Source organism: Clostridium autoethanogenum DSM 10061 (assembly GCF_001484725.1).
GTDB lineage: Bacteria > Bacillota > Clostridia > Clostridiales > Clostridiaceae > Clostridium_B > Clostridium_B ljungdahlii.
Genome location: NZ_CP012395.1, coordinates 2,775,410 through 2,801,479 on the forward strand (window position 1 = coordinate 2,775,410; position 26,070 = coordinate 2,801,479).

The 26,070-nt window shown below is 31.6% G+C and carries 22 protein-coding genes; 15 read left to right on the forward strand and 7 right to left on the reverse strand.

From position 1 onward, the window contains the following. Positions 1-21: 21 nt before the first annotated feature. Together CLAU_RS12630 and CLAU_RS12635 are read left to right on the forward strand one after the other, a co-directional pair. Positions 22-822, forward strand: coding sequence for a beta/alpha barrel domain-containing protein (locus CLAU_RS12630; RefSeq protein ID WP_013237180.1), 801 nt, complete (start codon positions 22-24; stop codon positions 820-822). A 176-nt stretch (positions 823-998) separates the two neighbouring features. Beyond that, positions 999-4,331: a cell wall-binding repeat-containing protein gene (locus CLAU_RS12635; protein WP_013237181.1), complete on the forward strand. Its 3,333-nt coding sequence runs from the start codon at positions 999-1,001 to the stop codon at positions 4,329-4,331. Positions 4,332-4,383: 52 nt separating this feature from the next. On the opposite strand, the gene CLAU_RS12640 is transcribed toward CLAU_RS12635, so the two are convergent. The 6 genes from CLAU_RS12640 to CLAU_RS12665 form a co-directional block, all read right to left on the reverse strand. Then, complete coding sequence (locus CLAU_RS12640) at positions 4,384-5,943, reverse strand: cell wall-binding repeat-containing protein (protein ID WP_013237182.1); 1,560 nt, start codon at positions 5,941-5,943, stop codon at positions 4,384-4,386. Between the two features lie 171 nt (positions 5,944-6,114). Next, the gene (locus tag CLAU_RS12645) at positions 6,115-6,807 is read right to left on the reverse strand and encodes a response regulator transcription factor (protein WP_029170157.1); all 693 of its coding nucleotides are present in this window, start codon (positions 6,805-6,807) and stop codon (positions 6,115-6,117) included. Beyond that, positions 6,785-7,915, reverse strand: coding sequence for a sensor histidine kinase (locus CLAU_RS21160; protein WP_013237184.1), 1,131 nt, complete (start codon positions 7,913-7,915; stop codon positions 6,785-6,787). Before CLAU_RS21160 ends, CLAU_RS12645 begins: the two co-directional genes overlap by 23 nt. A gap of 9 nt (positions 7,916-7,924) precedes the next feature. Beyond that, positions 7,925-8,677: an ABC transporter permease gene (locus CLAU_RS21165; protein WP_023162709.1), complete on the reverse strand. Its 753-nt coding sequence runs from the start codon at positions 8,675-8,677 to the stop codon at positions 7,925-7,927. Further along, the gene (locus CLAU_RS12660) at positions 8,664-9,389 is read right to left on the reverse strand and encodes an ABC transporter ATP-binding protein (protein WP_013237186.1); all 726 of its coding nucleotides are present in this window, start codon (positions 9,387-9,389) and stop codon (positions 8,664-8,666) included. The genes CLAU_RS21165 and CLAU_RS12660 overlap by 14 nt, the downstream gene beginning before the upstream one ends. A gap of 96 nt (positions 9,390-9,485) precedes the next feature. Continuing rightward, positions 9,486-10,739, reverse strand: a complete 1,254-nt coding sequence (locus CLAU_RS12665) for a hypothetical protein (protein ID WP_013237187.1) — start codon at positions 10,737-10,739, stop codon at positions 9,486-9,488. 461 nt (positions 10,740-11,200) lie between these two features. On the opposite strand from CLAU_RS12665, the gene CLAU_RS12670 reads away from it, so the two are divergent. From CLAU_RS12670 to CLAU_RS12680, 3 genes are all read left to right on the forward strand, one after another. Further along, positions 11,201-12,337, forward strand: coding sequence for a TolC family protein (locus CLAU_RS12670; protein WP_013237188.1), 1,137 nt, complete (start codon positions 11,201-11,203; stop codon positions 12,335-12,337). Between the two features lie 33 nt (positions 12,338-12,370). Beyond that, positions 12,371-13,513 carry a TolC family protein gene (locus tag CLAU_RS12675; RefSeq protein ID WP_013237189.1) on the forward strand — a complete coding sequence of 381 codons (1,143 nt, stop codon included), beginning with the start codon at positions 12,371-12,373 and terminating at the stop codon, positions 13,511-13,513. A 156-nt stretch (positions 13,514-13,669) separates the two neighbouring features. Then, positions 13,670-14,077 (forward strand): hypothetical protein, encoded by a 408-nt coding sequence (locus CLAU_RS12680; RefSeq protein WP_013237190.1) that lies wholly within the window; start codon positions 13,670-13,672, stop codon positions 14,075-14,077. Between the two features lie 316 nt (positions 14,078-14,393). Here CLAU_RS12680 and CLAU_RS12685 read toward each other — a convergent pair whose 3' ends face one another. After that, entirely contained in the window at positions 14,394-16,151 is a 1,758-nt protein-coding gene (locus tag CLAU_RS12685; RefSeq protein WP_013237191.1) for a WG repeat-containing protein, read from the reverse strand. Between the two features lie 236 nt (positions 16,152-16,387). Between CLAU_RS12685 and CLAU_RS12690 the strand changes: the two genes are divergently transcribed. From CLAU_RS12690 to CLAU_RS12735, 10 genes are all read left to right on the forward strand, one after another. Beyond that, positions 16,388-17,260 carry an SLAP domain-containing protein gene (locus CLAU_RS12690; RefSeq protein ID WP_013237192.1) on the forward strand — a complete coding sequence of 291 codons (873 nt, stop codon included), beginning with the start codon at positions 16,388-16,390 and terminating at the stop codon, positions 17,258-17,260. A gap of 187 nt (positions 17,261-17,447) precedes the next feature. Continuing rightward, positions 17,448-19,262: a cell wall-binding repeat-containing protein gene (locus tag CLAU_RS12695; RefSeq protein WP_013237193.1), complete on the forward strand. Its 1,815-nt coding sequence runs from the start codon at positions 17,448-17,450 to the stop codon at positions 19,260-19,262. Positions 19,263-19,445: 183 nt separating this feature from the next. Continuing rightward, positions 19,446-20,774: a cell wall-binding repeat-containing protein gene (locus tag CLAU_RS12700; RefSeq protein ID WP_013237194.1), complete on the forward strand. Its 1,329-nt coding sequence runs from the start codon at positions 19,446-19,448 to the stop codon at positions 20,772-20,774. Positions 20,775-20,917: 143 nt separating this feature from the next. Then, a complete protein-coding gene (locus tag CLAU_RS12705) occupies positions 20,918-21,964 on the forward strand; it encodes a hypothetical protein (protein ID WP_013237195.1) in 1,047 nt (348 codons plus the stop codon). Between the two features lie 30 nt (positions 21,965-21,994). Continuing rightward, positions 21,995-22,678 carry a YveK family protein gene (locus CLAU_RS12710; RefSeq protein WP_023162710.1) on the forward strand — a complete coding sequence of 228 codons (684 nt, stop codon included), beginning with the start codon at positions 21,995-21,997 and terminating at the stop codon, positions 22,676-22,678. A gap of 74 nt (positions 22,679-22,752) precedes the next feature. After that, on the forward strand, positions 22,753-23,520 hold the full coding sequence (locus tag CLAU_RS12715) for a tyrosine-protein phosphatase (protein WP_023162711.1): 768 nt from the start codon (positions 22,753-22,755) through the stop codon (positions 23,518-23,520). A gap of 38 nt (positions 23,521-23,558) precedes the next feature. Further along, positions 23,559-24,278, forward strand: a complete 720-nt coding sequence (locus CLAU_RS12720; RefSeq protein ID WP_023162712.1) for a CpsD/CapB family tyrosine-protein kinase — start codon at positions 23,559-23,561, stop codon at positions 24,276-24,278. A 128-nt stretch (positions 24,279-24,406) separates the two neighbouring features. Continuing rightward, positions 24,407-24,634, forward strand: coding sequence for a DUF1659 domain-containing protein (locus tag CLAU_RS12725; protein ID WP_023162713.1), 228 nt, complete (start codon positions 24,407-24,409; stop codon positions 24,632-24,634). A 38-nt stretch (positions 24,635-24,672) separates the two neighbouring features. After that, the gene (locus CLAU_RS12730) at positions 24,673-24,891 is read left to right on the forward strand and encodes a DUF2922 domain-containing protein (RefSeq protein ID WP_023162714.1); all 219 of its coding nucleotides are present in this window, start codon (positions 24,673-24,675) and stop codon (positions 24,889-24,891) included. 555 nt (positions 24,892-25,446) lie between these two features. Then, positions 25,447-26,070, forward strand: coding sequence for a sigma-70 RNA polymerase sigma factor region 4 domain-containing protein (locus CLAU_RS12735; RefSeq protein WP_023162715.1), 624 nt, complete (start codon positions 25,447-25,449; stop codon positions 26,068-26,070).

A 26,070-nucleotide genomic window follows, 5' to 3' on the forward strand; every position in this document is an offset into this window, starting at 1 on the left:
CTAAAAAAGGAGGTGCTTCATATGGATGTTAATGTTGTAGACACTACTTTAAGGGATGGTGAACAGAAAGCAGGCATAGCCCTTGGAATAAATGAAAAAGTTAAAATTGCCAAAATTTTAAATGATATGGGTATTTATCAGATAGAAGTGGGTTCGGCAGCTATGGGTGGAGAAGAAAAAGCAAGTATTGAAAAAGTTGCAGCGTTGAATTTGAAAAGTAAAATATCATCATGGAACAGGGCAAATATTAAAGATATAGATGCTTCCATAGACTGTGGTGTAGATATAGTTCATATATCTATTCCTACATCTGATTTACAGATTAAATCTAAACTTGGAAAAGATAAAGCTTGGGTTTTAGAGCGTATAAAAAAATGTACAACCTATGCTTTAGAAAAAGGGTATGAAGTAACCGTAGGTATGGAGGATGCCACAAGGTCTGATATAAATTTTTTAATTGAATTTTGCACAGCTGTTTCTGAAATTGGTATCAAAAGAATAAGATATTCTGATACTGTAGGTATATCTTATCCAAGGAAAGTTTTTTATAGCATAAAAAAGTTACTTCAGGAAGTACCTATAGAAATAGAAATTCATGCTCATAATGATTTCGGAATGGCATTAGCAAATTCTCTTGCAGCTGTAGAAGCAGGAGCTAAGTTTGCAAACTGTACAATTTCAGGCGTAGGAGAAAGGGCAGGTAACTGTGACTTTATCAAATTTGCCAGAACTCTAGATATGTTTGAAGGCGAAAAAATATGTCCCCTAAATATCAATGATTTATTAGAAACAGAACAAATACTTAGGTGCCTGTCACTGTAGTGGAACATTTATGTCCCCATTCGGTGCCTGTCACCATAGTGAGATACTTTTGCTCCCTTTCGGTGCCTGCAACCAGATAATGTAATTGCAGTAAAATAAATAAATCCTATCATTAAAGCAAAAATGTATGGTACAATATTCATATATTGCTAAATAAGGTAGGAGGTAATAAGTATATGAAAAGAAATGCTATAAAGGCAATAAGCACCACGGCTGTACTATCGTTGCTGCTTTCACCAGCACTTCCTGTTACTTCTGCTAAAGCGGCAGCAGGGGAAGTTACAAAATTATCTGGAGCAGATTGTTATGAAACAGCAGCTGCAGTTGCTGAACAAAATTGGACAAGTACTGACAATGTAATACTAGCCTCAGGTGAAGGATATGCAGATGCTATAAGTTCTGCAGTACTTGCGAAACAGTTGAATGCGCCTGTGCTTTTAACTGAGGCAGGATCTCTTAATTCTAATGCAAAATCTGCACTGGATAAGTTAAAACCAAAGAATATATATATAATAGGTGGAACGGCATCAATATGCCAGAAAACAAGAGATGATCTAAAGAGTCAAGGTTATAATTTAATTGAGTTAAGTGGGAAAAATAGATATGAAACTAACCTTGCAGTAGCTAAAGAGCTTGTAAAGCTAGGGGTAAGTACAGATAATATAATGATGGTAGGTGGAGAAGGATTTGCAGATGCTCTATCTGCTGCACCTGTAGCAGCTGCTAAAGGTGAGATACTTTTACTTGGAGTTAATAGTACTCAGGCTATGAGTTCTATAGAGAATTTTATAAAGAGTAACAATTCTAAAGTTACTGTTGTAGGTACACAAGCTTTAATAAATGACGATACATATAAAAGTGTGGGTGCTGTAAACAGGATATCTGGAGGATCAGATAGATTTGCCACTAACTTAAATATATTAAACCAATTTGACAGTGAACTGAAGGCAGATAAACTTTATATTGCAAATGCTTCCGGTGATAAATATGCAGATGCACTAATTGCAGCTTCTATAGCTGGAATAAGTGATGCACCTCTTGTACTTATTGATGGTCAGGATGACAGTGGCACTGCAAATGCAATGAATTATATTAAAAATAAAGCAGGAAAAACTACGGATTTAAATCTTATAGAGGAAAATGGAATAGTTTCTGACAAAACTATCTCTGATATAAATGCAGCAGCATCAGGAAGCGGAGTTGAAAGTGCAACAGTTGGATCTGTATCTACAAATGGACTTAATCAGATAAAGATTGTATTCAACACGGATGTGGATAAAAACTCTGCAGAGAGGGCTGCAAACTATCAAATAGATGGTGGAGATCTTGGATCAACTGTGCAAAATCAATCTACAGCAACACTTCAGGAGGACAATAGAACGGTTTTTATTACATTTTCTCATCCCTTTACTTTAAACAAGAGTGTGACTTTTACTGTTAAAAGTGCTATAAATACAAAGAATTTAGGAAGTACTATACCTAAATATGACAAACAAATCACCTTTTCATCTATAGAGACTCCAACCCTTGATTCTATAACAGCTATAGGTGGAAACAAGTTAAGGGTGAAATTTTCAGAACCAATTAGAATGGACAGCAGTAATTTGTCTTCTTTCAAAATAAATAGGCAGAGTATAACTGCTTTTGGAATAAATACTTCTGATTCTGTTACTAAATTTAGGAATAAATCCTTAGATGGGGTGTGGGCTGATGGTGTAGACTTATATTTCAATTCTCCACTTCCAGTAGGCAAAAATACCTTTACTGTGCCAAATGGAGAAGCTGGAAGCAAATTTAGTGATGCAGCCAATTTACCAATAAGCAGTACTTCAAAAGATTTTACTGTAAATTCTGTATCTGGAAACCCACAAGTTCAAAGTGTTACAAGTAACAATGTAGATACTATTTATATAAAGTACAATAGACCTATGGATCAACAGACAGCTCTTGAACCAAGCAATTACAAACTAAATGGAACTACAGTAGATGTGGATGATTCTTATGTAACTTTTGATACGGGTTCTGGTGACACTATAGTAAAGATTACAAAACTTGGAGATAAACTTAAGCAGGGAGAAAATACAGTTACTGTAAAGGGAAACGTTACAGATACTTTTGGAAACTACATAAATGAATCTAATATGAACCTTTATGTTGGAGGAGATACCACTAAACCTACAATATCTACAGCTAGTATTTTTGATGAAAAAACAATGAGAATTAAGTTTAACAAAGATGTTTCTACAAGTTATGCTCAAAATAAGGGAAATTATACTGTACTTGACTCCACAGGAGCGAATATTAGTTATGAAATTGATCAAATAAATGCTATAACTATAGATGGAAACAGTAAAAGGACTTTTGACATAAAATTTAAAGAAAATGATCTTAAAGGTTCAAAATATACTTTGACTGTAAAAAATATAATTGATACAGAAGCAAATCCCAATATAATGGATAATTATACTACTACATTATCTGGAATGGACAATGAAGGTACAAATGTAACTGAGATATTGAGAAGGGTAGATAATCCTCATGCTGTTGCACTATTCTTTAGCAAGGCTATGGATCAATCTTCTTTAGAAAATTCATCTAATTATATGTATAAAGACGGTCAGGGATATACAAGAAGCTTACCATCCAGTGCTACAGTTACTCCAAGTATTGATGGCAAAAGTGTAACGATAGAATTTAATTCTGACTATACTATAGGCTCAGGAAGTAGCGGCTCCAGTGTAATTCAAATGGGAGTAAAAAATCTTAAGGATGTAGATGGAAATCCACTGGATCTTGGATCATATATGGGAGATATAACTATAGATGATAATAATGATGGACCAGGACTTGTAGCAGGTACTGCCCAGATGACTTTCATAAGTAATGATATATATGTCAAGGTATCCCTTTCAAAACCATTAGATGTATTATCCTTTAATGATTTTCGAGTAGCAGGTTATGCACCGGATACTGGGTCTACAAGTGGAAATGATGTAACACTTATATTTAAATCTGGAATTAAAAATAATCAGAAAATAAATGCCATAAAAAATGCAGGTAGTATGACTAATGTAAGCATAGAAAATACAAGTTCTGTAGATGCAGCAGGACGTAACATAAAGTCTGGTTCTACTGCAGTGTATATTCCCCCTATAACTAATCAGGATATGTGGTCTGCCAGTCCTAATTCTGGTATGAATGTTATAAATGTGGTATTTAATCAAGAAATAGATGATGATATTGTTACTTCTTATAATGATGACTTCTTGTTTACAGATGAAGAAACAGGACAGCAATTAACGCCTACATCAGTTTGGGTAGATAATAGAACTCTTGTTTACAGATTTAATAATGGTACCTTAAATAAAGGTGATCGCATTTTAGTAAGAGCTAATAGTGATAGTTCTAAGATAAATGTAAGAAGTGAAAATCACAATACTTCAGGATATACAATTTATTCTCCATCTGATAGTGATATTTCAGGTAAAATTGTAACGGTAGGAGAATAAAATATAAGCCCCCTAATATTTAATATCAGGGGGCTTATTATCTTTTCTTAAATTACTTTTGCTGATAACTTGTTAAAGCATTTCCAAGTCTTGTATCCAAATCGTCTATTCCTTTATTTCCATTTTCAATATTGGAAATACTATTTCCGTCGGTGCCGATATCTTGAAGTTCTGCAGTGGATTTTTCTAATTTGTCCATATCCATATTGTCAAGTGCATCTTTCATTTCAGTGAATATATTAAGGCAGCTAGTTGTATATTTCATAGTTGTATCTACATAATTAATTTGTGTATTTATACTATCTAAGTATTGTGTACTGTAAGTGTCTAATCCACTAGGTACTGAAAGATTTGAAGCTTCACTTTTGAGTGTTGTAAGATCACTTTTGTAAGAGGATAAACAAGAATTACCCTGGTTGAACAAAGTAATTAATTGTTCTATGTCTGATGACAGTTCCTGTGCTGTTGATGCAGAGGTAATAGCTACTCTTATATCAGTTGTCTTGTTGTATATATCCTCCATCTGCGTTGAAACAGTGCCTGTCTTATCTTCATAAGAATCACAATAGCCTTTTAGAGCAGTTATATAGTCTATTTCAGCTTGTGGTATTGATGAAGTAGGCTCCATCAAATATTCTACAGATAAATCTATAGAGTTAAGTCCTCCTAAAAGATATATATCCTTATATCCTTTCTCATCTATATAATTTTTTTGACTGGATATATCTTTTCCGTCAGTCAACATTATAGGTGCACTTAATTTGGAAGCTAGAGCACTTCCAGATAGTGCATCCGGAAAGTTTGCACCATTTGCCAGCACTGCAAAATTTGAATTCGAATTAAAGTACTTGCATATGCTGAGCGAAGTATCGTATCTAGTTTGTCCGCCTATTCTTACTATGTTACTATCCGTTAAGGCTGGCTGAAGACTTTTTATTTCATTTACTACATCATCACTTACAGAACTTTGTCCACCTATTACAAATATTTTGGATGGCTGTATGCTGGAAATAACATCTTTATTACTTTCAGAAAGCTTTCCATTATCTATCATAAATATAGGATATTTGTAACATGCAGCTACACTTGATACGCTGAGGGCATCTGCAAATCCCCAACCATTTGTAATTACCATAGGAGTACCTTTTTGAACATTCATAGAATTAATAATAGATTTGTTGGTCTCAAACCTGTTGCTGCCACCAAATCGTGTTACATTTCCATAGCCAAGTCCTTTTATGTAGCTTACAAAATCATCACTTACTGAAGAAGTACCTCCTAATATGTAGATATTTCCGCTCTTACTTAAATGGTTTTGTATATAATCTACTGCATTTGAAGAATTTTTAAAGTCATCGTTTAATAAAAGTATTGGTGCATTGTATATTTTTGACAATACACTTCCACCTAGAGCATCGGGAAAATTATTTCCATTAGCTATTATTACACTTTGAACTGTTCCACTTTCAAAATTATTTGCAATGTTTTCCGAAGTTTCATATCTGTTGTTCCCTGCAAGTCGTGTTACATTATACGTAGTTTTAGCATAGGTACTATTTGACATACCTAATACTATAGCCGCTGCTGCAGCTATTCCTAGTATTTTCTTCACTATCCTTCCATCTCCCTTTAAAGTATATATACATTAATTCTAACATAAAGTTACAAAAAAACCTATAAGAAAAATTTGACTAGATTTGTAATGGAGGGAATTGAGGAGGAAATATTCATTTAATGTCATAGCTTAACTATTAATTTAATAGATGTATAAGCAAGTCCCCAATTATACTCGAAGTCTGTATCCAGCGCCCCATACAGTTTCAATATATTGGGGATTTGAAGGTGAGGATTCTATTTTTTCTCTTATTCGTCCTATATGTACAGTAACAGTGGAAGTATCACCTATTGCATCTAATCCCCAAATTTTTTCAAATAAATCTTCTTTACTAAAAACTCTATTGGGGTTTTGAGCCAAGAATGATAGTATTTCAAATTCTTTTTGAGCTAAATTTACTTCTCTACCATTTACAAAAACTTGTCTACAATCTTGATTTATTTCCAAACCTCGTATAATAATATTATTTTTTGGAGGCTTAACAAATTTACCTTTTATTTTTTCATAATTTTTAATGTGGGATTTGACTCTTGCAACTAGTTCACTTGGGCTAAAGGGTTTAGTTATATAATCGTCAGCACCGAGGGTTAATCCTTTTATTTTATCAATTTCTTCTTTTTTTGCAGAAACTAGCAGTACAGGGATGTCTTTTTCTTCCTGTATACTATGTAAAATACTAAAACCATCTATTTGAGGAAGCATTATATCTAAAATTAACAGATCAAATTTGTTTTCTTTAAAATTATTTAAACCTTCTATTCCATCAGTACATATTACAACTTCAAAGTTTTCAAGTTCCAAATAGTCTCTTATGAGTTCAGCAATGCTTAAATCATCTTCAATTATTAAAATCTTTTTCATCATAAATTATCTGCCTTTCATGTAATTTAGGTAATGATATAGTTATGCTTGTACCGCTCCCTTCTTCACTTACAGCCCATATTTTACCTTTATGGCCTTCAACAATCTGTTTGGCGATTGCAAGACCAAGACCACTGCCTTTAGTTTCTGTTCTTGCAGAATCTGTTCGATAAAATCTGTCAAATATCTTATTTATATGATTCTTGTCTATTCCACAGCCGGTATCCTTTATTTCAATTATTATACTTGCATTATTTTCCCTAAGGTCAATTAGGATGCTTCCATTTTTAGTATCACCCATATATTTTTTAGAATTATTGATAATATTAAGTACAACTCTCATAAATCTTTCACGGTCAATCATCACATATTTGGATTTATTTAAGTTATTTTTAAGAGAAATAGTTATATTTGATTTATTTAGTTCAAAAGAACATTCTTGAGTGCAGTCTGTAAAGTAGCTAATTATATCAGTCTTTTCAAAGTTAAAGGGTATTTGATTTAAATCAAGCTTTGAGTATAAAAGCAGGTCGTCAATCATCTTGTCAATTTGCTGTGATTTAGAGTATATTGTTCTTAAATAGTGTTGAAGTTTTTCAGGAGTATTTGCCACTCCATCTAAGATTCCCTCAACATATCCTTTTATGGATGTAATTGGAGTTTTTAAGTCATGTGATATGCTTGAAACTAACATTTTTCTGTTATCATCATATTTCATCTTCATATGTATAGAATTTTTCAATTGTATTCTCATTTTTTCAAAATCAGAACACAAATCTTTTATTTCACTATCACCATCTTCAACAATTTCAAAGCTTAAATCTCCATGACTGATTTCTGAAGTTGCCTTTTTTAAACGTGCTATAGGAGTAAGTATTCTCTTTGAAAATAAATAAGAAATAATAATATTTGCTATTATAAAAGAAAATATAAAAGTGCTTGTTATGGTTATAATAAATATTTTAAATAAATTACTATCATATCCTATGTTTGTATTTAAAAATTTTGAACACACAACTATAAATATAAATGCAGTTAAAGTTGTAGCAATAAATGGTGTTATAAGTGTTACACTGTTGTAAATTATAAGACGTTTTTTAATATCCATTTTCTCACCTTAAAAATCTTTTTTATCAAATAAGTAATAACTTCCTGTAAAGAATAGTATATCATAGCTTAACATCATCATGAATTCACAAAATATTTTGTAAAGAGGAAGCTTGTTCATAATCCATAATTTGTACCAGTCAAACATACTTGTAAAAAATAATCCTGAGTACTTATAAAAAATGATACTTAAGAATTTAAATATGATAAAAATTAGAATGGATAAAAAGAATACACTTATACCATTCTTAAAAATATTTACTAAAAATACGATAATTAATGAAAAAACAATCATAGGAAATAATGTTATTAAATAAGAAAGAACTATTCTAGAGAAACTTAACAAACTTATTGTATTTGAATTAAAGATGAAACCTGCTGTTATTGAAAAAATCATTACAAAAATGAGATTTGATAATATAAATACAATTATGGCGGTTAGTTTTGCAGTAAATAACTTCAACCTCGTGATTGGCTTTGTGAGAGAAAGCTTTATTGTGTTATGTGAAAATTCTCCCGAGAAGCTATCTATTGTAATTAAAACAGTGAACAATGGAAGAATAATATTTGCTATAATGGACAGCACTAGTATAGGAAATTCCATGTTTGAAACTCCCATAAGTCCAAAGCCATTTCTCATTGCAATAATTACTATTTGACCTAGGACAATAACTATAAACGACATTACAGCAGAAACTAGTATCTTTTTCTTTTTATACAATCTTTCAATTTCATTGATTAGAGCAGCTTTAAATTCCATCATTTCTATTTACCTCGCTAACAAAGTAGTTTTCAAGTGAAACATAATTTTTTAAAATATTTTTAGTAGTATCAACATCAACTAAGGTGCCATTATATAATAAACCTATTTTACTGCAGGTCATTTCAATATCATGTATGAGATGGCTTGATATAAAAAATGTAGTTTGATAACTTTGAGCCATGTCTTTTATAATATTTCTTATATCAATCATTCCTTCTATGTCAAGACCGTTTAATGGTTCATCTAAAATAATTATTTTAGGCTTTGCCAAAATTGCAGCGGCAATTCCAAGTCTTTGCTTCATTCCAAGAGAGAATTTTTTAGTTTTTTCATTTTTATATTTTGAAAGACCAAGTAAATCTAAAACTTCATCAATTCTTGAATTGTCCACATCTTCATAATACCTGGAAGCTTGTCTTAGATTTTCAAATGCAGTTAAATATTCATAGGAATTGGCAGTTTCTATGATGCAGGACACACTTTGCATTGCTTTTTGAAAATCATCTACAATACTATGATCAAAAATTTTTACATCTCCACTGTCCGGTTTTATAAGTCCAGTCATAATTTTCATAGTAGTTGATTTACCAGCTCCGTTAGGTCCTAGAAATCCAAAAATGTCACCTTTATTTATTTTTAAATTTATATTTCTTATACCTCTATCATTTTTATATAGCTTGGTTAAATTATTTATTTCAATAACTGTTTCCAATTTACGTTCCTCCTTGTATACTCAGAAAATATGCTGACAAAATTTTAAAGATGAAGTCCGTCAGCATATTCATTGATATGATCAAATTTTACTTAATCAGTTAAAGACTTTATTCAATGTAGGGTTTGAAATCTCTTCATTACTTACATTAAAGTTTATATTGGCAGAATCAGGAGAAAAATATATATTTCCCTTAATAACATTACCGGAAGATGAAGTATTAAAAGATGCTGAAGTATTATTTTTTTGGAACTTGCCCTCGAAATTAAAGCTTTTTGCATTGGAAGAGTAATCTTTATATCCTTCTAAATATTCTTCATAGTATTTTCCTTTTACATGGTTACTATCTATTTCTTGAATTTCTATAAATCTTTCACCTATTTTTTCAAATTTAGAATCTTTTTCTATTGTAATATCATTTTTGTACTTACCAAGGTATGCAGTTGGATTAGATAATTTAGTATAGTCTTTTTCAGTACTTTCCTGTACCTTTTTACCAGAAAGATCTGGCTTATTTACTATTGTAGAGTTAACATCTTTAATTTTTAGAGATAATTCAAAAACCAAAAGGTGGCTGTTTCCACTATTGTCTTTTCCAGAAATTGCTCCAGAGGCAAGTACACTTTGTATTGAATCATCTTTATCTGTAATTACTTTTAATTGAACATCTTTAACAAATACATCCTTTGAAATCTGGGGAAGCTTTGTAGTTGATGTGTTTAAGCGTGAAGTTTGCTGAATTTGATTATTTATATCCTGCTTTAATTTAAAAGATGTTACTGCATTTATAAGTGAGGGTATTTGATTTTCACTTAAGGAAGTAGACAGTTCTCTTGTACCATCAGTTTTCCTAGCTACTGAAATGGAGTCCTTTAAATTTCCAATAGCAGTATCTACTATTTTTTCAATATCAGATGCTTGACTTTCCTTAAATGGATTTGAAAGAAATGAATTGGTTTTGTCTTTATCAGTTATGTTAGTTACATGATAGATATTGCTATCTGAAGTATTATGAGCTATAGTAACATTTTTATCTTTATAATATAGTTCTTCTGATTTAGTTGTTCCATTATTTACCTCACTTGTATTTTCTATAGATTTTTTAGATGCGTCGTATTTATTCAATATGTTTTTAGAATATATAACTGCACCATTATCTCTCATTACAAATGAACTATCTACAGTAAAGCTTGAAAATTTATTTGTGCAGTTTTCCGCAGTGTGTTTGAGAGAATCTTTAAGTTCATCATATCCACTTTTTGAATTGACTTCAGCAAATGCTGTAGTTGCAAACATAAGTGTTCCAATAGTAAAACTTATAAGCATTGCTGCTTTTTTATTCATTTTCATTTTCTATTGCTCCTTTATGGTTATTTATGAAAGACTTTCATAATTTAATTATAAATGGAGTGTATCTAATTTATATAAACCAAATATAAACAAAGTATAAACAGAGTTCTTGGCATCAGATGGAGTTTTACTCCACCTGATGCTTAGAAATCGTTATCCAGGGACGTAGTCGCTCTTTACCCCCACTTGGAGAAAAGCAGATATCCCAAATCTTTGATTTGGTGATAGTCGCTTTCGCTGTGTGCAAGCAGATATCCCAAATCTTTGATTTGGTGATAGTCGCTTTCACAGAGTGCGTGAGAGTATTAGAGCGAGTAGTCATCGGATAAATTTATGCAATTTTAAACAAAATCTTAGGTTAACTTTACCATGGAAATATAAATATAATTGTGATAGAATTAGTTATCATTGAAATATTATATTTTGGAAGAAGATAATTTAATATATGGAAGGAGGAAAAAATGAATAAAATTAAAATATTAGCTTTAACAGCAGTAATGACACTTTGTACAAGCACTGCAGTTTTTGCAGATGGAAATACATTAGATATAGATAGCTTTATTAATACTGCAATTCAAAATTCCTATGATGTTAAAAGTGCAGATATTTCCATAAAACAAGCCCAAAATTCTTATAATAGTGATACAAAAAATGCAGCCTCTTATTCTGATCAATTGGATCAGGGTGGAGCAACGTTAGATCAATATACTCGATTACAGTTGATGGAGAATATCAGCAGCAATCAACAGCAGGACAAATTTTCTGAATATGAATATACACAAATAAAAAGTGTAGCTGAAAATCAAGTTAAGTTATCTGCTTATAATCAATATACGACCATTATGAATGACAGGGATACAGTAGATTTGGAAAATCAAAATTTTAAAAATGCCCAGGAACAATATAACAGTGCACAGCTTAAATTGAGCCTTGGCACTATATCTCCTTCAGATGAGAAAAAGGCTGAAGCAGATTATACGGCAGAAAAAAATCAACTTAGAAAATGCCAGAGACAGTATAATTCAGATATTCAGAGTTTAAATAAAATTGCAGGAATTGATATATATACACAATATGATGTACTTCTTAAAGATAAGCTTACGGAATCACCTTATATAAGAAGTTACAATGAGTATTTAAACGATGCCCTTAAAAATAGAGCAGAAATTTTGATCGGACAAAAAAATATAGAACTGCAAAAATTTAAATATGATGTTGTAAATGGGGTGTTCTCTGATAAGCAAAGTGTACCAAACAGACTTGCCCAGGCTAATGTAGACAATGCTTCAGATAGCTTGGAAATTCAAAAATTGAATATAACTTCAGAGGTGAATAGCTTATATAATGATCTTCAAGTTAAGACAAGAATACTTGGATCAAAAAAGGATGCTTTAAACTTAGCACAGACAAATTATAATACCGCCCAAATAAAATATAATGTAGGTGTGATAAGTAGAATAGACTTTGACACACAGGCTGCTAATTTGAAGAGTGCCCAAAATGATTTGAAATCTGCAGAGAGAAGCATATGGATGGCACAGACTAAGTTAGAATTAGCTTGTGGAGCAGGAAGTGATACTTCAAATCTATCTAATTAATTAGAAGTTTTCATATTGAAGGGAGGAAAAAGTATGAAAGGTAAATTAAGTATAGCAATTGGATTAACATTAGCCTTAAGCGTAAGTAGTACATGTTTTGCAGCAAATAATAGTACTATAACACCTGTAAATAGTATCACTGGTAATGCAACTTTAAGTTTGGATCAGGTACTTAATGATATAGAAAAAAATAGTGTATCTATTCAAACTAAAGAGCAAAAGATACTTTTATATCAGAGACAATTTGACAGGGACAATATGAATGCAGCTCTTATACACGAAAGTGGGACAAGTGAGGCCAATTATCCAGCTGGACAATATGTGAATATAAAACTTACTACAGATGTAATTCCAAAGGCAGATGAGCAGAACATAAAGGATGCAGAACATGATAAGGATGATTCACTGCAAAATCTTAAATTTTCTACAGAGCAGGAATATTTAAATGCTCTTACCAATGAAGATCAGATAAATACAATAAATGACCAGATAAAAAATGTTGAGGAGCAAATTGCCCAGACTAAGGTAAAAATAGCAAATGGACAACTTACAAATAATGACTTGCAGTCTTTACTAGTTCAGGAAAGTCAGCTTCAGGCTTCTTTAAACCAACCCAAAGCACAGCTTCAACAAAATTTATTATCTATTAAACAGACAATAAATATGGATCTTGATGGGGATTTGACTCTGGTTCCAGCGGAAAAATCTTTTGTAAAATATGATGACAGTAATATAGAAGATAAGATTAATAAAGCAGTAGATAATAATTATAATATTGGAAAGATAAATAATAATCTTGATATACTCAGGGTAAAGGAAGATATATATAAACGTTACTCTTTTAATGATGAATCGGGTGAGGTAAGTACGGGACTTAGTATTGAAGATCTTGAAAATAGCCGAAACAATACTATATTGACTATTAAAACTAATTTATGGAATGGCTATTATGAATTAAAAGCTTTAGAAGATACTGTAGAAACTGAACAAGCAAAAGTGGCAAGTGCTCAGTCAACTTATGATAGTACTGAAGCAAAAGTTCAGCAGGGGGTCGCCATACAGCTTCAAGCGGATTCTGCAGCTCTTGCACTTAAGAGTGAAAAAATTAATTTAAAAAATGCCATAAACAATTATATGGTAGCAGTAGAGCAGTTTGAATATAATTTAACACAATAATTTAACAGCCAATATTTAAAGACTATGCTAGATAGTATTTAGCATAGTTTAATTTTTGAAGAAAATTAAATTTTTATTAAAAAAAATAGAAATACTATAAAATAGAATAATATATGATAAAATGAGATTTGAAATAATTATATGGAGAGTGATAATGTGAAACACAATTTTAAAAAATTAGGAATACTTGCCTTGATATTAACACTGTTTGTATCTCTATCGGGATGTTCCTTTGGAAAACAATCTTCTCAAAATGATGCTGCAAAAAGTACGGCAGAAAAGCAGAAAGAAGTGGCAAAACAAAAAGAAGCAGCCAAGATAACAACAGACACTGATAAAACAGCTCAGCTTAAAAAGGAAAAAGCTATATTTAATGGCCAAGTATATGTACAAAATAACAGAGCTATAGCTACAATGATAATTAAAAGTGGAGTTAGTGACCAGGAAGCTAAAGATCTTGCACAAAAATATGCCCAGGATTTGAAGAAAAAATATAAGAATATGCAGGTAAATGTAATGGCTGTAAGAGATAATAAAAATATAGTTAATTTGACCGTAAAGTAATGAAGTATATTATAATAAGGCAATATAAGGTTTTTAACTTAATATAAAAAAATTGCGAAACAATTTTTTTAAAGAACAAAGAACAAAGTTCAAATATCAAATAAGGATAATTTTCTTCCTAACGTCAGAAAATATTAAAATTATAGATTTTCTGAGGTACGATGGAAATCATCTTTATCTGTTCTTTGTTATTTGAACTTTGTTATTTTCAAAAGCTTTGCTTCGCAAAATTTTTATTTTTTGTAGTATAACGGAAAAAAATCAACCTTCACTTTCAACTCTCAATTTTCAATTCTCAACTCAAAAAAATTCCATATTAGTTATCTAATACTTGAAAGCTCATTTCTGTAACATCAGGTTTTAATTTATTACCTGACATATCCTGTATGTTGTATTTGCCGTTACTTAAGACTGTAATGGTATATGTTTCTCCAGGAGTATAGCCATTAGAAGGTGGATTTATCACTATAGTATCAGGACTTTCAAAAGTAAAAGAAACGTTGGCATATTCTCCGTTACTGTTAGTAACTTTGATATTGTCTGTCATGGTCATGTCTATGTCATTTAAAACTGTATCATCTTTGTTTGAAAGAGTGTGTCTTCCATCTATGGCTTTAGAAAATTTTATTTTCCAGGTTTTAAAAGGATCACTTATAGCAGTGCTTGGTATGGATTTTATACCAGGAACTTTTATCATATTACATTTCCCATCTTTTACAGCAAGGGAACAGCCGTCATTAAAACTGGAGGCACTATCAAAATCATAAGAGATAAAGGTAGAGCCAAGTCTGTCAACATAACCCCATTTTATATATTTTTCTTTAAGTTCTGAGTCATCAGAATTTTCAACAGAAGAAGAACCAGTATTTTTCTTTACCACAGCATATCCTTCATTAAAATCTGAAGCATTATCAAATATAGGACTTATTACCACGTCACCTTTTGAATTTATAAATCCATATTTTCCGTCTTTTTTCACCATTGCCATACCTTCTTTAAAAGCATATACTTTGTCAAATTGAGTTTCGCGAGTTAGTTCTCCTTTAGTATCTATGAAACCATACTGATCCTGGGAACATACAATAGCTTTTCCTTCCTGAAAAGTGTCTATCCAGCTAAATTGAGGTTGAACAATTATTTTACCTGTAGGGTCAATAAGACCATATTGGCCGTTTTCAACTATTTGGCACATTCCATCATCTGCAGGTATTATGCTGTCATAATTTAAATCTAGAATCAAGTTCCCTTTTTTATCTATGGCACCACGTTTGTCTCCACTTGATATTTTTATTAAGTTACTGTTCAAATATGATATGTCAGTGTATTTAGGTTCTAAAACCATTTTTCCACTCATATCTGAAAGACCCCAGTGTTTATCCTTTTTTATAGGAACAAGCCCAAGAATAGGAGATTTTATTTCATCAAAATCAAAGGATTTAAAATTACCAGATTTGTCTATAAGTCCCCAGGTATTTCCTTCTTCCACAGCAGCGTATCCATCGCTAAAATCATAGGCATTATTATAGTTACATCCAGAAAGTAAATTGCCATCACTTTTTAAAAATCCATAACTACCGCCTTTCCTAACTCTCATAAGTCCGTTAAAGAATCCATAAACGGCATCAAACTGTGGCTCAGTTACAATTTTACTGGAATTATTTATTAAACCCCATTTGGAATTTTGTTTTACAGCAGCTAGTCCATTTGTGAAGAAGTCTGAAACTTCTTCAAATTGTGGTTCTACTACAACGGATCCATTTCCATTGACAAATCCAAATTTAGAACCCTTGGCGACTTTTGCATATCCATTTTTAAAAGTAGATATGGAGGTAAATTCAGCTGGTGTTTTTACAATACCGTCTTTACCAATCAATCCATAAAAATTGTTATTTTGAAATTTTGCAAGGTTTCCTTCAAAGGCATATACATTTGTACAGGATATATTTAAATCTGTAATTGAATGATTTAAGTTGTTTGATGCTAACACTTTTGGTGAGTTAAAGATAAATCCAGCACTGGTTGAAAGCATAAAAGTAAACATTAAGCTTAAATACTTTTTAGAGATTTTTTTCAAAGTTCTTTCCTCCTTAAATATATTTTTAGCTTATTATATCATTTATATTATGTTATTAGAATTAAGACCAATAAAATTTATCCAGTTACAGTTTACCTATGGAAAATTTACCGTGATTTTACTGGAGGCTTAAAATTGACAACTGAAAATGGTAATGATATATTTAATTAAGGTATTATTAAAATGAATAAAAACTATTTAATATATAATTTAATATATTAATTTGGAGGTATAATATGGTTAAAAAAGCACAGAAAAATAGCGCACAAGACGGTGAAGAATATGTTTCAACAGTTCTTTCACTTTTAGATGAAGAAGAAAATGTAGTTTCAGATGTGCAGAAAGAAATTTTTGAAGATGAAATAAAAGAATTGCCGCCTATAAAAGAAGGACAACTTAATGTATCAGGTATATATGCCTATGATGAAGGAGACAAGCTTGAAGTTAAAATATATGTAAGAAATGGTCTTTCAGATAAATTGAATTTAAAGATGATACCTTTTGTAATTAAGAACTCTAAAGGGGATATTTTAGCAGCACAGCAATTTAATTTATCTTGTCTTGGAGAACTGCCACCTCATTCTGCAAGACCTATAAAACTTTATTTTGACAAAAAAAATGTTAAAGTAGACAAGATACCTCAGGATGACTGGGAAGTTGCCTTAAATGGAGAATTTAATGTTACATCTACTGTAAGACCTATATATGAAGGTCTTCCTGAAGGAATAAGTGATGAGGACAAACTTGTTTTTAATAAGTTTTTAGCTGAACTTCCTGAAATGGAAGAAGGACAATTTAGTATATCAACTTTTAGTATTGGAATTCAAACAAATGGTAATATTTTAGTAACTGCAGTTATGAGAAATGGATCAAATCAGCCTATTACTATAAATAAAATGCCTATGACTGTATTGGATGCTAAAAAGAGGGCTGTTAAATCTGAAAGTTTTGAATTGAAAGATTTTACAGTAAGTCCTTATAGGGCAAAGATATGTAATTTTGCATTTCCTACAGATGTACATCCAGAACAAGATCAGCCTCTAGATGGATGGTCTGTGGCATATAAGTTGGTTAAGATAAACGGTAAAGTTAATGTAAAAAGAAAATAATTTTTACAATTTCCTATAGAAAATTGTAAATTGTACGAATATAATATATGTGCATAATTTTTACATGGTATTTGGAAAAAAATGAATTTGTAGTATAATGTATATGTAATAAGTTGTAAGGCAGTGAATTATTTAGTGCTGTGTTAAATAATTTATGAACAATATATAATAATTGGAGGGATTACTTATGCAAAAAAAGAGCAAAAAAGTTCTGTCAGCCTGCAGTATAGCATCTTTACTTGTTACGACTACGGCAGTTTCCACAGGTGTAAAGGCTGCAGATTCTGGTGTGAACAGAGTAGGTGGGGCTAACAGATATGAAACAGCTGCAAAAGTGGCTGATTCAGGTTGGACTTCATCAGATTATGCTATAGTGGCAAATGGAGAAGGTTATGCAGATGCACTTTGTGCTACACCTCTTGCAAAAGCCAACAATGCACCTATACTTTTAACTACAGGTAACAGCAGTAACAGTTTAGAGCAAAATCAATTAAATGAACTTAAAAAATTAAACGTAAAACATGTAATTGTAATTGGAGGAACAGGAGTAGTACCTGACAGTGTTTTAAATAGCATAAAAGCACAGGTAACTGATGTAGAAAGAATAGGTGGACAAGACAGATATGAAACTTCTGTAAAAATAGCAGAAAAGCTTGGAACACCTGCAAAAGCAGTTATTGCCAGCGGCGAAGGCTATGCAGATGCTCTTTCAGCAGGTCCTGCTGCAGCTATAAATGGAATGCCTATACTTTTAAGTAGAGCAGGTAGCTTACCAGATACAATATCAAACTATCTTAAGGCACATTCACAAATAACTCAAACCTACGTAATAGGTGGTACAGCATCTATAAGTGATTCTATTTTAAACTCACTTCCATCAGCAAAAAGATTAGGTGGACAAACTAGATATGATACAAATGTAGCTGTTTTGCAAGAATTTGCTTCAAGCTTTAATTTCAGCAATATATATGCAGCACTTGGAGATGGACCTTTAGGTAACGAATTTGCAGATGCACTTACAGGTGGAGCACTTGCTGCTAAGAACAGGAATCCTCTTGTAATAACAGGAAAAACAATAAGCTCTGCTACAGCAAGTTTCCTTAAGGAGAAGGGACTTACAAATAGTACTCTTACGGTATTAGGCGGAACAGCTAGTATACCTGATTCAGTTGCTAGTGATATTAAAGGTGATATTGGAAATTCGTCAACACCAGGGGGTGGAAGCAGCGGTGGATCAGGCAGTAATAGTGTACCTCTTAGTGGTAGTTTGTTAAATAATCTTATAGTTGATAATAACGATTATAAAAACTTCGTACAAAGTTTAAATACACCTACAGGTAAGTATTACAATGAATATTTTACAATAAAACAAATTGATGATACTACTAATGATAAGTCTATAAATGTACAATTAAAGAAAAGTGATAGAAGTGTTGAAGACATATTTGTAGATGCACAAAATAAATATCTAGTTGACGGAAAACTTACTGATAGTGATATCCAGGCTATAAAGGATAATGTGGATAAAGTTAATGCTAAATTAGATTTGGTATATAATAAACAATTATTAGGAAGCTTAACTATAGGAAATAGCAATAAAGACTTAAAAACATTTTTATCAAGTCTAGGATCAAAATATATACTTAATGATGGTTCGGGACATTTAGATAAGGATTATATAGTGAATAAGATAACTACAGATTTACCTAAATATAACTCTGCTAGTGAATATGAAGCATTTAAAGATGATTTAACTACGAAAATAAGTAACTATTTTAAGAATGATTCTTCTACAGATACAATTGTTAAATATCACGGATATACTATAGGTAATATATATGATGATAGTACGAAAATGTTTGATTATCAATTATCACATGAAACTAATGCAGATAATTTAGTGAATATAGTTTTCCCAAGCAGTAAAGTTGGTGGGACATATACTATTAATCTTGCTAATAATGATGGACACTTTATAATAAATGTATCTAATATTAACTAAAATTGAAAATTTCAATAAAACTCAGGCCTAAAACCTGAGTTTTATTAATAAGTATAAATATTAATCCGATGACTACTGTTTATATAAATTCTTAAAATTACCACAACATGCAAAACAATATTGGTAGACAAAATAAATTTTAAGATTTACTATTAAATTGAGAATTGAATAAGGGGGATACTTATGTTACGAAGAAATAAAATAATTTCAAAACTAATACTTGGCGTTTTTCTTGCGTCCTCTACAGTGTTTGCTGCAGGTCAAAATGTTTTTGCAGCATCTAGTAGATTATGGGGACAGGATAGATATGCAACTTCTACTGCTGTATCTAAAAATAATTGGACATCCTCTGACTACGTAATACTTGCCAGCGGTGAAGGCTATGCAGATGCTCTCTGTGCAGCACCTGTTGCAAAAAAATATAATGCACCTATACTCTTGACTGGAAGCAAAGAGTTAAATGAAGGTGTGAAAAGTGAAATAACAAGGCTTAAGGCAACTCATGTAATAGAAATAGGTGGAGAAGCTTCTATTTCAAGTGATATAGAAAATGAGTTGAAGTCCATGAAACTTAATGTACAGCGTTTAGGAGGACAAAATAGATTTGAAACTTCTGTAGTTGTGGCAAATTTTCTGGGAAATGTTACTAAAGTAGTTGTAACTTCGGGATATGGATTTGCAGATGCCCTCTCCATTGCCCCTATAGCTTCAAATCAAGGTATGCCTATACTTTTGACAGGAAAGGATTCACTGTCTGATGCTGTGCAGAATTATATAAATCAGAATAAAGATTCTATAAAGAACTCCTATGTAATAGGTGGACAAGGAGTTATAAGCGACAGTGCTATTTCAGGACTTCCTACAGCTGCTAGAATAAGTGGTCAAAATAGATTTGATACCAATGTAAAGGTATTGTCTTATTTTAAAGGCAGTATTGATTTTAGCAATTTATATGTAGTAGAAGGAGACGGTCCTACTGGAAATGAATTTGCAGATGCTCTTTCTGGATCTGCAGCTGCAGCGAAAAAATCTTCACCTATAATTTTGACTTACAATACACTTTATTCTGGAATGGAAGATTTTATAAAATCAAATGTGCCTAAAACTGCAAGTGTTACAGTTATAGGTGGAACTGGGGCAGTCCCTGATAGTTTGATAAATACCATGGATCAGGTTGTGTCTGGAACCAGCACACAAAATCCTTCAACATCTGGAGGAGGATCATCTTCTTCTGACGATGCCAACTTGAGTTCAGTATTAAGTAAACTTAAAGCTATGGATACTTCTAAACTAGATACTAATCAAAAAACCGTAATTTCAGATATTATAACTGCTTTAGATAAATACGAGGCAGATTCAAGTTATAACTATAATACAGACGCTCAGAATGTAAAACAGCTTTATAATAACCTTACGCATGATGAAAAGAGCAGCCTTCAAACTGCTGTGGTAAATGCCGGAGTTAGTATTTCAGAAGGCATGACGCTTGCTAATAAGTTTGGATTATATTAGAAACAAATTTGGATTATAAAGTTTTAATTTACATCAATTAAATAAAATTTTTTTGTAAATAAGTTATCTTTAAATATGTTATAATAGGTGATGTATTTAAGGATAACTTATTAAATCATTTTTAAATTTTAGGAGAAAATAGTATGGGTAAATTGAAAAGTAGAAAAAAACCGGTGATTTTAATTATAATTGCCTTATTGGTTGTGGCAGTAGCAGTCTTTGCTAAACTTGTTTTTTGGAATTCATCTTACAGTTCGCCTAAATACAAGTTTTCGGCGGATCTTTTGACAAAAGTATTAAAAGCTCAGGAGAGCGGTGGAACTGTAGAACTTTCAAAAGATGAGGTAAATGGCGTTATATCCCTTTATTTTAAGCAATATAAAACTAGTGACCTTGTAGTAAAGTCGGTGGAAGCAGATTTTGAAGATGATAAGATGGTATTTTTGATACCTATTACCTATAAAAATTTTAATCTGTTGTTGTCATCTCAAGGCGATGTTTCTTTTCAAAAGGGAAAGATAATATATAACCCTGAATATTTTAAATTAGGTAAGATTACTTTACCAAAGTCCTATGTATTAAAGAAATTACAACCTAAGTTGAAAAATGGAATGGCTCTTGAAGGAGATTCTATAACTGTTAGTACTAGTGGACTTCCAATAAGCATTAAGAATATAAGTGTAAAAGACCAGAAACTTTTAGTCACCCTTGAAAAGAAACAGCTTAATATTGAAGATATGCTTAAAGGAAAAATAAGTAGTTCGTTACAAAATTTTATAAAAGATTTTTCTAATATAAAGAAATTAGACCCTTCTACGAAAACTAATGGTGAGAGCACAGGTGCAAAATCAAATGATAATGGTACTCCATCTGTCAGCAATACTCAGTCAAGTAGCAGCAAAACTCCCGTATCACAGGAAAGACAACAGGCATTAAATAGGTTATCAAGTGGTCTTAATGCTGCTTCAGGCGCTGTAAGTACGGGAGGTCAACAAGCAGTTATATCACAGTTGATATCTATCGTAAATAATATGAAAGATTCTTCATATAATCCATCTTCAGCAGAGGGAAGTGTTAGGGCTGCCTATGATAAATTGTCTGCTGAAGAAAAGGCAGGACTAAGATCTGCCGTACTTTCTAATGTCAATTCATCTGATGCAGGTACGTTAGGTATAATAATGGGAAATTAGTTTGTGTAAAATTCAAGGAGGAATATCTTAATGGAAGAAGAAACAACACTAGATCTTAGAGACTTTTATTATATATTGAAAAAGAGATTTAAACTCATAGTACTAGTAACAGTAGCTTGCACTTTACTGGCTGGAATTTTAAGCTTCTTTGTAATAAAACCAACCTATGAAGCAGGTACTACTATAATAGTTGGAAAACCTCAAAATAGCCAAAAGTCTAATACTCAGTATAATGATGTTATGATGTACCAAAACTTGGTGAAAACTTATGCACAAATTGCAGGATCAAATGCTGTTATGGAAAGTGCTTCTAATAAGATGAATGGTTCCGTAAGTGCAGGCCAACTTAAAAGTATTATTACGGTTACACCACAGCAGGGCACACAAATTTTAGAGATAAAAGGACAGAGCAAAGATCCATCCCAGGCTGTAAATATGGTAAATGCAGTATCAAATTCTTTTATAACCGAATCCAAAAGAGTATTTCCGACAGGCGGAGACATACAGATTATGGATAAACCTCAGTTTCCCAATAAACCGGTAAAGCCTAAAAAAGTGCTTAATATGGCAATTGCATTCTTTGTTGGACTTATGGGATCTATTGGATTTTCCTTTATGCTGGAGTACATGGATAATACTATAAAGACAGAAGAAGATGTAAACAAAATTTTGGGAATACCTGTAATAGGAATAATACCAAAAGGCAACATGTAAATAGTTAATAGTTAAGAATTAATAGTTAATAGTTAGTTGAGAATTGAGAGTTGAGAGTTGAAAAGAGGTATAGCATGATAGATATACACAGTCATATACTTCCAGGTATAGATGATGGATCAAAATCCATGGAAGATACTATAAAGATGCTGAGGCTCACAGAAGAAGATGGAGTGGAAACTATAGTGGCAACCCCCCATTTTTATAAAGGATATTATGAAAACAGCTATGAAGATGTGCTTGAATTAGTAGATAAGGTGAGGAATGAAGCTAAGCAGGAAAATATATGTGTAAATATTGTTTCAGCCCAGGAAGTGTTTTTGGACAGACATACTGTTGAAAATTTTAAGTCAGGGAAAATAGGATGTATTGAAGGAACTAATTACATGTTAGTAGAACTTCCAATGATGAATGTACCCAAAGATGCCCTGGATATTATATATGAACTTGAAATAAGAGGTGTGCATCCAATTTTGGCTCATCCTGAAAGGTATAAGTACATTATAGACACACCTTCTAAAATAAATGAATTTATGAATGAAAAATGTTTACTTCAAATAAATACGGGAAGTATTTTAGGCATCTTCGGAAAAAAAGTAAAAAAAACTGCAGAACTTCTCATAGAAAGTGGAGTATGCAGCTTTATAGCTTCAGATGCCCATTCCACTGGAGGAAGGTGTCCAGGTGTCAGTAAAGCTTTAGAGGAAGCTTTACAATTTAACAAGGATATAGAAGTACAAGTATTAGATAATTGCAAAAAAATGCTGAAAAATGAAATAATACAGCTGCCAGAGGAAAGAATAAAAGAGAGAAAGGGTATTTTCAGTTTTTTGAGAAAATAGATAAAAGTATCATCTGAGAGATAAATGGAGTGAAGACAATGGAAAAACCAAATATAATCACTGTAAAAAATCCTAAAGATCCTATTGCCGAAGCTTATAGGACACTTAGAACCAATATTCAGTTTTCTTCTTTTGACAAGAAGATACAGACTATAATGCTCACGAGTTCAGGGCCTGGAGAAGGAAAGTCAACTACTTGCTCAAATTTGGCAGTGGTTATGGCAGAGTCCGGATCAAAGACAATCATAATAGATTGTGACCAGAGAAAGCCAAGGCTTCACAAGATATTTTTGACTACAAATGAAGTTGGATTATCGGATGTTTTGGTTGGTAAAGTTAAATTTGAAGAGGCTGTAAAGGAAACAGGTATAGAAAATCTTAATTTGTTAACTTCCGGTACTAGACCGCCAAATCCATCAGAGCTTTTGGCATCAAAGAAGATGGAAAATTTTTTGCAGGACTTAAAGGAAAAATACGAATACATAATAATAGATACACCTCCTGTAGTTGCAGTAACAGATGCCCAGCTTTTGTCCCGTTATGCAGATGGGTGTCTGCTTGTTATAGCATCTTCCCAGGTGGAAAAGGAAGCAGCAGTAAAGGCTAAGGAGCTACTTGTAAAGGTAAATGCCAATATAATAGGAGTAGTTTTAAATAAGCTGGAGATAAAGGAAAAGGGTTACTATGGCTATTACTACCATTATTATTATGGCAGTGATGGAACTAAAATTAAAAAGAAAGAAAAAGGAAAAAAGTAACATATTTTTAGAAAGAGGTTGGAATTCTAAATTAGATATTCTAACCTCTTTTATTTTTTATTTTTTTGAAAAAATTTTGCCTCTTTTTTAAGAGGTGCATATATATTACTTGAAAGGGGTTGATAAACATGGCTGTAAAGTCAACAATATTACAAACGTCATTAATACTAAAGTATAAGGATGGTTTAGATGCCAAGGGGAAAGAGGTAATTAAACAACAGAGGTTTTCAAACATCAAGACAACTGCTGCAGACCAGGATATCTACGATGTTTCAAAGGAAATAGAAAAGCTTCTTGGAAAAACACTGAATGAACTTGTAAAACAAGATCAGAATGCCATAACAGTAACTGCTTAAACTTAAAATTGTGAATTGAAAAGAAAGGTGGAAAAATTATGAGTAAATCATTAGTTATGAGTTTCTTAAATGAGCAAGGCAAAAAAACTTCCATAAAAGTTGAAAATGTAAAAGAGGGCCTTGCAGATCTGGAAGTAAAAAATGCTATGACTGCAATTATTGCAAAAAACGTATTTACTTCAAAAAGTGGAGATTTGAAATCCATAGATGCAGCCCATATTTTAGATAGTTCAACTACAGAACTTCAGGTAAAATAGGCATAAGTAAGTAAAAAGCAGCGGATTTAGGCTAGTATTGTCTAAATTCGCTAGGTTTATCTGATGGCTAGCTACTGTAACACTCCCACTTCTATCAAAATGGGAGATAACAGTAGATACGCCTCTAGATAATTCATCTAAACTTAGTGGGAGAAACAAAGTCCCACTAAGTAAGATTCATTGATAAGTAAAAAATCAACTTATATTTTGGATATTTTTTACAACATTTAGCTCGTTAAATATTTTGATAAGGCTAAGCAAAATATTTAAAAGAACTTCATTATTGTAAAAATATTCCTACATATAAGTTGATTTTTAAGTTAGAAAGTCTAAAATTTGGTGGTCTCAAAGTCTTTCTTTAATTGTATTTTTTTAGTTTTATTACAAAAAGTTCGATAAAAAGTGTTACTTTTATGAATAAAATGTGGTCTTATATAGTAAAAGGTATATATTTTCAAATTTAGATTAATTTACATAGTACACATTTCAATTATAAATGGTATAGAGGTTGCATTGTAAAGATTACTTTAAAAATACTGTATTGGGGGAATGGCTATGGAAAATGACATCCACCTGAAGGAGCTTATAAAGGGAGTTAAAAATGGAGAATCTTACTGGATAGCTAGACTAGAAACACACTTTATAAAAATTATAAAAGAACTTTATTATAAAAAGATGTTTAAACACTGTGGAAGTATTTATGAGGAAGATGTGAAAAATAAATGTCTTCACAAAATGATTGTATCCTGTAAAAAATTCAGGGGAAGTACCTGGAGTGAATTTACAAGCTACAACATAAAGATAATAAGCAGTGTAATAGTAAATGCTATAAATAGTACTTCTAAGGTAAAAAATATTACTCTAAATTTAGAAAACGATTTCAACCAAGAAAATGCAATGGACTATATGCGTATTAGGCATAAAGGAAGTATGACTATGGAAGATGAGATATTGAATAGAATTATTTTAGAGGAAATGTTTGAATATTTTAATGGAAAGCTAAGTGAAAAAGAAAGAAAAACTATGCACCTAATTATTCACTATGACAATTTGAAGGAATATTCTAGAAAAAGCAATTGCAATTATGATGCACTTAAGCAGAGAGTGTATAGGCTCAGGAAAAAGTTGAACAAGCTTAGAAAAAACTATTACTTAAAAATCGGACTTGATGAAATTTAA

Excerpts from the sequence above, each read along its gene's own strand:
- CLAU_RS12630 (WP_013237180.1), top strand. The coding sequence starts at position 22 with ATGGATGTTAATGTTGTAGACACTACTTTAAGGGATGGTGAACAGAAA.
- CLAU_RS12635 (WP_013237181.1), top strand. The coding sequence starts at position 999 with ATGAAAAGAAATGCTATAAAGGCAATAAGCACCACGGCTGTACTATCG.
- CLAU_RS12645 (WP_029170157.1), bottom strand. The coding sequence starts at position 6,807 with ATGAAAAAGATTTTAATAATTGAAGATGATTTAAGCATTGCTGAACTC.
- CLAU_RS21160 (WP_013237184.1), bottom strand. The coding sequence starts at position 7,915 with ATGGATATTAAAAAACGTCTTATAATTTACAACAGTGTAACACTTATA.
- CLAU_RS21165 (WP_023162709.1), bottom strand. The coding sequence starts at position 8,677 with ATGATGGAATTTAAAGCTGCTCTAATCAATGAAATTGAAAGATTGTAT.
- CLAU_RS12665 (WP_013237187.1), bottom strand. The coding sequence starts at position 10,739 with ATGAAAATGAATAAAAAAGCAGCAATGCTTATAAGTTTTACTATTGGA.
- CLAU_RS12670 (WP_013237188.1), top strand. The coding sequence starts at position 11,201 with ATGAATAAAATTAAAATATTAGCTTTAACAGCAGTAATGACACTTTGT.
- CLAU_RS12675 (WP_013237189.1), top strand. The coding sequence starts at position 12,371 with ATGAAAGGTAAATTAAGTATAGCAATTGGATTAACATTAGCCTTAAGC.
- CLAU_RS12690 (WP_013237192.1), top strand. The coding sequence starts at position 16,388 with ATGGTTAAAAAAGCACAGAAAAATAGCGCACAAGACGGTGAAGAATAT.
- CLAU_RS12695 (WP_013237193.1), top strand. The coding sequence starts at position 17,448 with ATGCAAAAAAAGAGCAAAAAAGTTCTGTCAGCCTGCAGTATAGCATCT.
- CLAU_RS12700 (WP_013237194.1), top strand. The coding sequence starts at position 19,446 with ATGTTACGAAGAAATAAAATAATTTCAAAACTAATACTTGGCGTTTTT.
- CLAU_RS12705 (WP_013237195.1), top strand. The coding sequence starts at position 20,918 with ATGGGTAAATTGAAAAGTAGAAAAAAACCGGTGATTTTAATTATAATT.
- CLAU_RS12710 (WP_023162710.1), top strand. The coding sequence starts at position 21,995 with ATGGAAGAAGAAACAACACTAGATCTTAGAGACTTTTATTATATATTG.
- CLAU_RS12715 (WP_023162711.1), top strand. The coding sequence starts at position 22,753 with ATGATAGATATACACAGTCATATACTTCCAGGTATAGATGATGGATCA.
- CLAU_RS12720 (WP_023162712.1), top strand. The coding sequence starts at position 23,559 with ATGGAAAAACCAAATATAATCACTGTAAAAAATCCTAAAGATCCTATT.
- CLAU_RS12725 (WP_023162713.1), top strand. The coding sequence starts at position 24,407 with ATGGCTGTAAAGTCAACAATATTACAAACGTCATTAATACTAAAGTAT.
- CLAU_RS12730 (WP_023162714.1), top strand. The coding sequence starts at position 24,673 with ATGAGTAAATCATTAGTTATGAGTTTCTTAAATGAGCAAGGCAAAAAA.
- CLAU_RS12735 (WP_023162715.1), top strand. The coding sequence starts at position 25,447 with ATGGAAAATGACATCCACCTGAAGGAGCTTATAAAGGGAGTTAAAAAT.